At 35.0% G+C, this 5,230-nt stretch carries 7 protein-coding genes; 3 read left to right on the top strand and 4 right to left on the bottom strand.

Going from position 1 to position 5,230, the window contains the following annotated elements; translation table 11 throughout:
• The 4 genes from AC11W3_RS14285 to AC11W3_RS14270 all read right to left on the bottom strand — a co-directional run.
• Positions 1–1,112: hypothetical protein (locus AC11W3_RS14285; protein WP_484093212.1), on the bottom strand; the 1,112-nt coding region annotated here is incomplete at its 3' end.
• A 109-nt stretch (positions 1,113–1,221) separates the two neighbouring features.
• Positions 1,222–1,620: a hypothetical protein gene (locus tag AC11W3_RS14280; protein WP_484093211.1), complete on the bottom strand. Its 399-nt coding sequence runs from the start codon at positions 1,618–1,620 to the stop codon at positions 1,222–1,224.
• 46 nt (positions 1,621–1,666) lie between these two features.
• Entirely contained in the window at positions 1,667–1,996 is a 330-nt protein-coding gene (locus AC11W3_RS14275) for a type II toxin-antitoxin system PemK/MazF family toxin (RefSeq protein WP_484093210.1), read from the bottom strand.
• A gap of 118 nt (positions 1,997–2,114) precedes the next feature.
• On the bottom strand, positions 2,115–2,711 hold the full coding sequence (locus AC11W3_RS14270) for a hypothetical protein (RefSeq protein WP_484093209.1): 597 nt from the start codon (positions 2,709–2,711) through the stop codon (positions 2,115–2,117).
• Between the two features lie 1,569 nt (positions 2,712–4,280).
• Here AC11W3_RS14270 and AC11W3_RS14265 point away from each other — a divergent pair.
• The 3 genes from AC11W3_RS14265 to AC11W3_RS14255 all read left to right on the top strand — a co-directional run.
• Positions 4,281–4,607 (top strand): hypothetical protein, encoded by a 327-nt coding sequence (locus AC11W3_RS14265; RefSeq protein ID WP_484093208.1) that lies wholly within the window; start codon positions 4,281–4,283, stop codon positions 4,605–4,607.
• Positions 4,608–4,856, top strand: a complete 249-nt coding sequence (locus tag AC11W3_RS14260) for a hypothetical protein (protein ID WP_484093207.1) — start codon at positions 4,608–4,610, stop codon at positions 4,854–4,856.
• A gap of 12 nt (positions 4,857–4,868) precedes the next feature.
• On the top strand, positions 4,869–5,230 hold a 362-nt coding region (locus AC11W3_RS14255), incomplete at its 3' end, for a hypothetical protein (RefSeq protein WP_484093206.1).

Genomic DNA, 5,230 nt, shown 5'->3' with positions numbered 1-5,230 from the left:
ATATTTAGTATATCACAAACTTCTTCCTCTGTATAGCAAGTGATAAGCAAATCATAGATAGCTTGAGTTCCACAAACCTCTATAGCCACATCTGCCAAATCTCTTATCAGGTCTTCAGCTACAGTTGTTTCTATAACATCTTCTTCTTCTCTACCTGACATACCCATCATAGCGTATAGACCGTGTATAACGCTCAATTTCTCTGCTGTAATAGCTTCAATAACTTTAGCTACTGAATGTACCTTTCTATACTCTGAATCCTTGTATACAGCTTCTTGAGTGAATTTAACCATATCTCTATCTCTGTATATATAATCTATATTGTTAATGTAGTTATTAGCAGTTGTTCTGTCGAATTGCATTAACTGGAAGTCTTCCATAGGTTGCATTCCACATTTAGTTTGAAGTCTTCTAATAGCATTCATCTGACCATCTGTAAGTCTAGTACGTTTCCACGCATAGAATACATTCTGATATTTGTATAGGAAGTTAGAAGCTTCTTCATAGGTGATAAGTTCAGGAATTTGTGTCTGTATATCTTCTTGAGAAACTCTTGACCACCATGTTTTGCCGTTGTCATCTTTCATGTACACGATACCAAAGCTATCATGCAAATCAGACATATCTACATCAGGACAGTAATACATTTCTAAGATGCTCTCTATTTGAGCAGGGGTTGGAGGTGCAAGTCTTTGGCTTTCTCTTTCTAAGTGGATTAGTTCATCTATAAGTTTAGACATAGTTCCTTCTCTACCACCTGTTAGGTGTGAATAAGCAGGTATTTCCCAACTGTTTCTATCGCAAATCTCTTTAACTATGTTGATTTGGCTTTCAGTTGGTCTTTTAACTGATGGTAGTTGTAGTAAACGCTTAATTTCTTTATCCATTTCTCCACCTTTATTACCATCCCATGTTCTGTAGCTTATGTTTATGTTCTCGCCTTTCTGTTGGCATAAGTTGAAATATGTCTTTATTTGTGAATCTGAAACTGGTGATTTTCTAGTAATAACCTCTTTAGTAATAACTGGTGCTGTTACTGTAGCTACCTTAGTTTCTTTTTCTGCCTTCATCTTTTCGATACGTGCTCTGATTTCCTCAATTTTGTTACTCATTTTTTAATCTCCTTCGTTTTTTATATTTTAATAAATTATTAATATACTATTTGATAATTGTTGTTAAATTCTCTGACGAGGGTTACGTCCCTCGTCATTTGATTTGTAACTAAGCTTCTTCTTCCTCAAACATATCTTGATAGAAGCCTACCCTAGCTTGTACACTATAATCATAGTAGTCATCCTTAGTTAAAGATTTAGTATTATAGTAATCAGCTTCTATACCTAGTGTAGCACTCATTTCTGTATAGAAGTCTTCGCTTATGTATCCTCTCATGTATGCATTGTTAAGTACGAAATCAAGTTCTAAGAGAGTGTTATTAATTAGCCTAGTCTTATTAGTTGCACATACCTCTTTGTAGCTGTCAACTAACTTCATTATATTGATTGGTGTAACTATAAATGGGTCTTCATTCTCTATGCGTTGAGCCACGCATAACTTACATTCTACCTCTTGTTCCTTTTGAATAAATAGCTTACCACATTCACATCTTATTATTTTGTTCATTATTAATATAACCTCCTATTATTTGTTATGATATAATTATAAATTGTTACAGTGCTAATGATATACATAATGCTTCATCAACCAACTCCATATCCTCTATTGTAGTGCCTGTCCTACTCTTTATTCTGCGTTTATCTATTGCTCTGATTTGTTCACCATAAGCTATAGACCATTTCTCATTATATAGGATTTGCACCTGTGTTGGTATCATTGTCTTTGTTGCTGATGCAGTAAAAGGCAACACTATAACCATTGGTGAGTATCTGTTGCCTATATTATTTTGTACAATGATTGCAGGGCGTTCGCCACCCTGCTCATGCCCATATGGTTGTCCAAAGTCCACCCAAATTATTTCTCCACGTATGTAATCTCTCATATTAAAACTCCCCCTTCTTTGTTAGAATAACTACTAGTATTGTCTTTATTATATCATACAGCTTGTACATAATATAACCTCCTTTATATAATATATTTATTTAAAGAGAAACAACCTGCTATGATGCAAGTTGTTCTTCAAATTTTATTATTATAGCATCTTTTCTAGTTTCTTTTCCTAGTCTTATGCTATATTCTTTAGCAAGTGTTTTTAACTCTTTAACAGTTAAGCTACTTAATGATTCTAAGAATGATTGTCTATGTAAGTTGTCCTTTAATGTTTTAGCTGATGCTTTAGCTATGTTAACATCTTCAGTGAAGTATCTACAATCATCTTTATTGTACTTAGCAACCATCTTATCAAATGCTGTTTTCTTATCTCCAATGAAAGATTTAATTGAAACAGCACCATCAATCAGCATTACTGCATAGTACATATCTTTAACAGCAACAATTGCTCTAGGCTTAATAGAACCATTAGCTATGCCTGTACTGATTGCAGTAATCTTCATTGATGCTTCATACATGCTAAGTGTATTTAAGTTCTTAACTGAAACTGCATAGTCTTTCATAGCTATGTTTAACCATGTTATTTGCTTCTTTGATGCAAGAACTTTGTTTCCATTAGCTGTACCATCATCATTTCCTGATTTGTGAGCACATCTTGATGTAATAACTTTGTTTAAATCTGAATTAGTATAAATAGTATTTAACATAATAAACTCCTTTGTCCTAAGCGTGCCACCTTGGTGGTCACGACTTACAAGGTTTGAAACATATGTATTGTTATTGTTGACACATTATTTGATGATATACTGAATCCTGACCATCTTCTTCTAATAAGCAATCATCTTCATCAAAGTCATCACCTATTTGAATTGGGTCCGAACTAAAATAAGGTGTAAACTCTTGACATTCTGAACAAATACCATACTCACAACCATTACACATAATAAAACCTCCAACAACTGCTCTCCCTATCGTAGAGTCAATCTATTACCTTATATCTAAAAAGATAACGGCGTTTACGCCAACACATGGGCGTTAAATTAGTGTCAAGCAGAGTAGAAAAGTTTTTAAAAGTTTTTTAACGAGGGAAACGAGGGTCGCTTGCGATAAAAAAGTTTTCAAAAGTTTTATACGACACTTGACACTTATAGACTATGTGTTTCCCCATAACAGGGACTAAGAGTATATGCTGAACGAACCCTGGATAAAAGTCTTACTGATTTGTAATAACTAAATTGAATAAAGCCACTCATGAATCCGTTAGGATTCTAAGTAACTAAGCTAAACAGTTGTTATACATTGTGATATACGTAACCTGATTTGTAGTACGTTGTGTATGTAGTATGTGTAACTAAATGCCCTAAGATATGCCCTAAGTTATGCCATAAGTATGCCCTACGTAGTGTACGTTGTGTATGCATAGTCATATGTCAATACGTTGTAACACGTGCAAATACAGTGATGATGCGTAGTGTATGTAGTGTGCTGAACGTGTACTTCAAACATACTACTCTCCTCGCCCCCTAGCCCGTACCCAACGCATGGCTACCGAATATTCCAACGAAGCACCCTCCCCCACTACCAATTAAGTACCTCTTATATGGAAGTACATGCGTGGGTCGGGATAGTATTTCTTTGTATCCCATTATACACATAACTTTACCCTACGTGCCCCTAATGTTGCCCTACGTGCCCCAAGATGTCTAGCACATAATCAACGTTACACAAAGTTATACTACCTTTCCCTACATGTTCCATTCGTTTCCCTATTCGTTGTACAAGCTGTATAGACAACGTAGATACAAAACAGGAATCCGTTATACATAGAAGTCAGGCAGAGTATATTAGAATCCTAACGGATTCATGAGTTGTATCTATTAGTAGTATAACCAAAACAGAAAGAATTATTCAGTTGTTTTAGTACCCCCGTGCAATTATTTTTACAGCCGATTTACTTATTTCGACCTCCAAAAATATGAAATATAAAAAACTTAGTACGGGTACGTCTGAAGGAGGTAGAAAGAGGTACAAGCAGATAACTTGTCCTAATCGTCCTAGAACGCCCGAAACAAGCCTTGACATGCTGTTTTTGAGGTGTTATACTTATATTATAGGATTAACGGTGATAAACGGCTTAACGATGCAACATATAAGATAAGCTTCTTATAAAAACCTTCTAGCATGAATGTGATACTATGTTTATTTATAAATAAACCAAAACAAGGAAATATCTATATTATATCTGATTTGAGATTAAAATTAAAGGGGTGATGCACTTGGAATTATTATTACAAATATTATTAATAGAATTTATCTCGTTGAGCACGGTAACAGGAGTTATACTCGTTATACATTTATATAACAAATTAATCCTCTCTGTTTTGGTAAAGAAGCCTAAAGAGCAGAACGTATACGCGAATAACGAGGAAAACATATATGAAACAGGTTTCCTTAGAGATATGGAAGATTACGACACTAGGATAGATGATTTGCGAGAACAACTAAACCAAACGAAAGGTACAGCACCATTTATGCCGAGTGACTTAAATCCTTCCGTAGAAATAATAACTGATGATTACGAAAGAATGATGGAGCATAAATAATTGAAAGGCGACGTATATAAAGAGTATTATCCTCTCGACGAGGAATACAAGAAGCAGATTACAGCAGAAGAAACTGCCGAAGAAATAGATGCTTATTTTGCATATTTGGAAGGGTGCAAAACAGACATGATATGTTCAGAATGTGGACAACCTATTGTCTTTGACAAGACCTGGATGAAAGACGAAAAGAGAGAATATGAAATATCAGCGTTATGCAATCTCTGCCAACGTAAGATATTCGGAATATAGTGAGGTGATGTAATGGGAACAAAATTAATTGAAGTGCCAAATCCTGCTCATAGACCCGAAAGGACAGAGTTAACGCCCGAACAACTTAGATACGTACAGCTTAAATTTACTACTAAACTTTCTCAACGAGAAATAGCCGACCAACTCGGAGTACACTATAATACAATAACTAACTGGAATAAAAGCCCTATCGTAGACAAAGCAATGAATGCTCAACTTGAAGCATTAAAACGAGATAATCAGATGGGAGCACAAAAGTTAATGTCTTCATTAATACGTGAAGCAGGTAACATCCTAGATGACCCTGGCATGGGTAACACAATAAAAGTACAACTTATCGGACAGCTTTTCTCACAAGCAGGAAAGTTCGCAGG

This window comes from Geomonas sp. (assembly GCF_056994735.1).
Note: the sequence above shows the minus strand (reverse complement) of the source record. Positions and strands in the feature narration are given on the sequence as shown.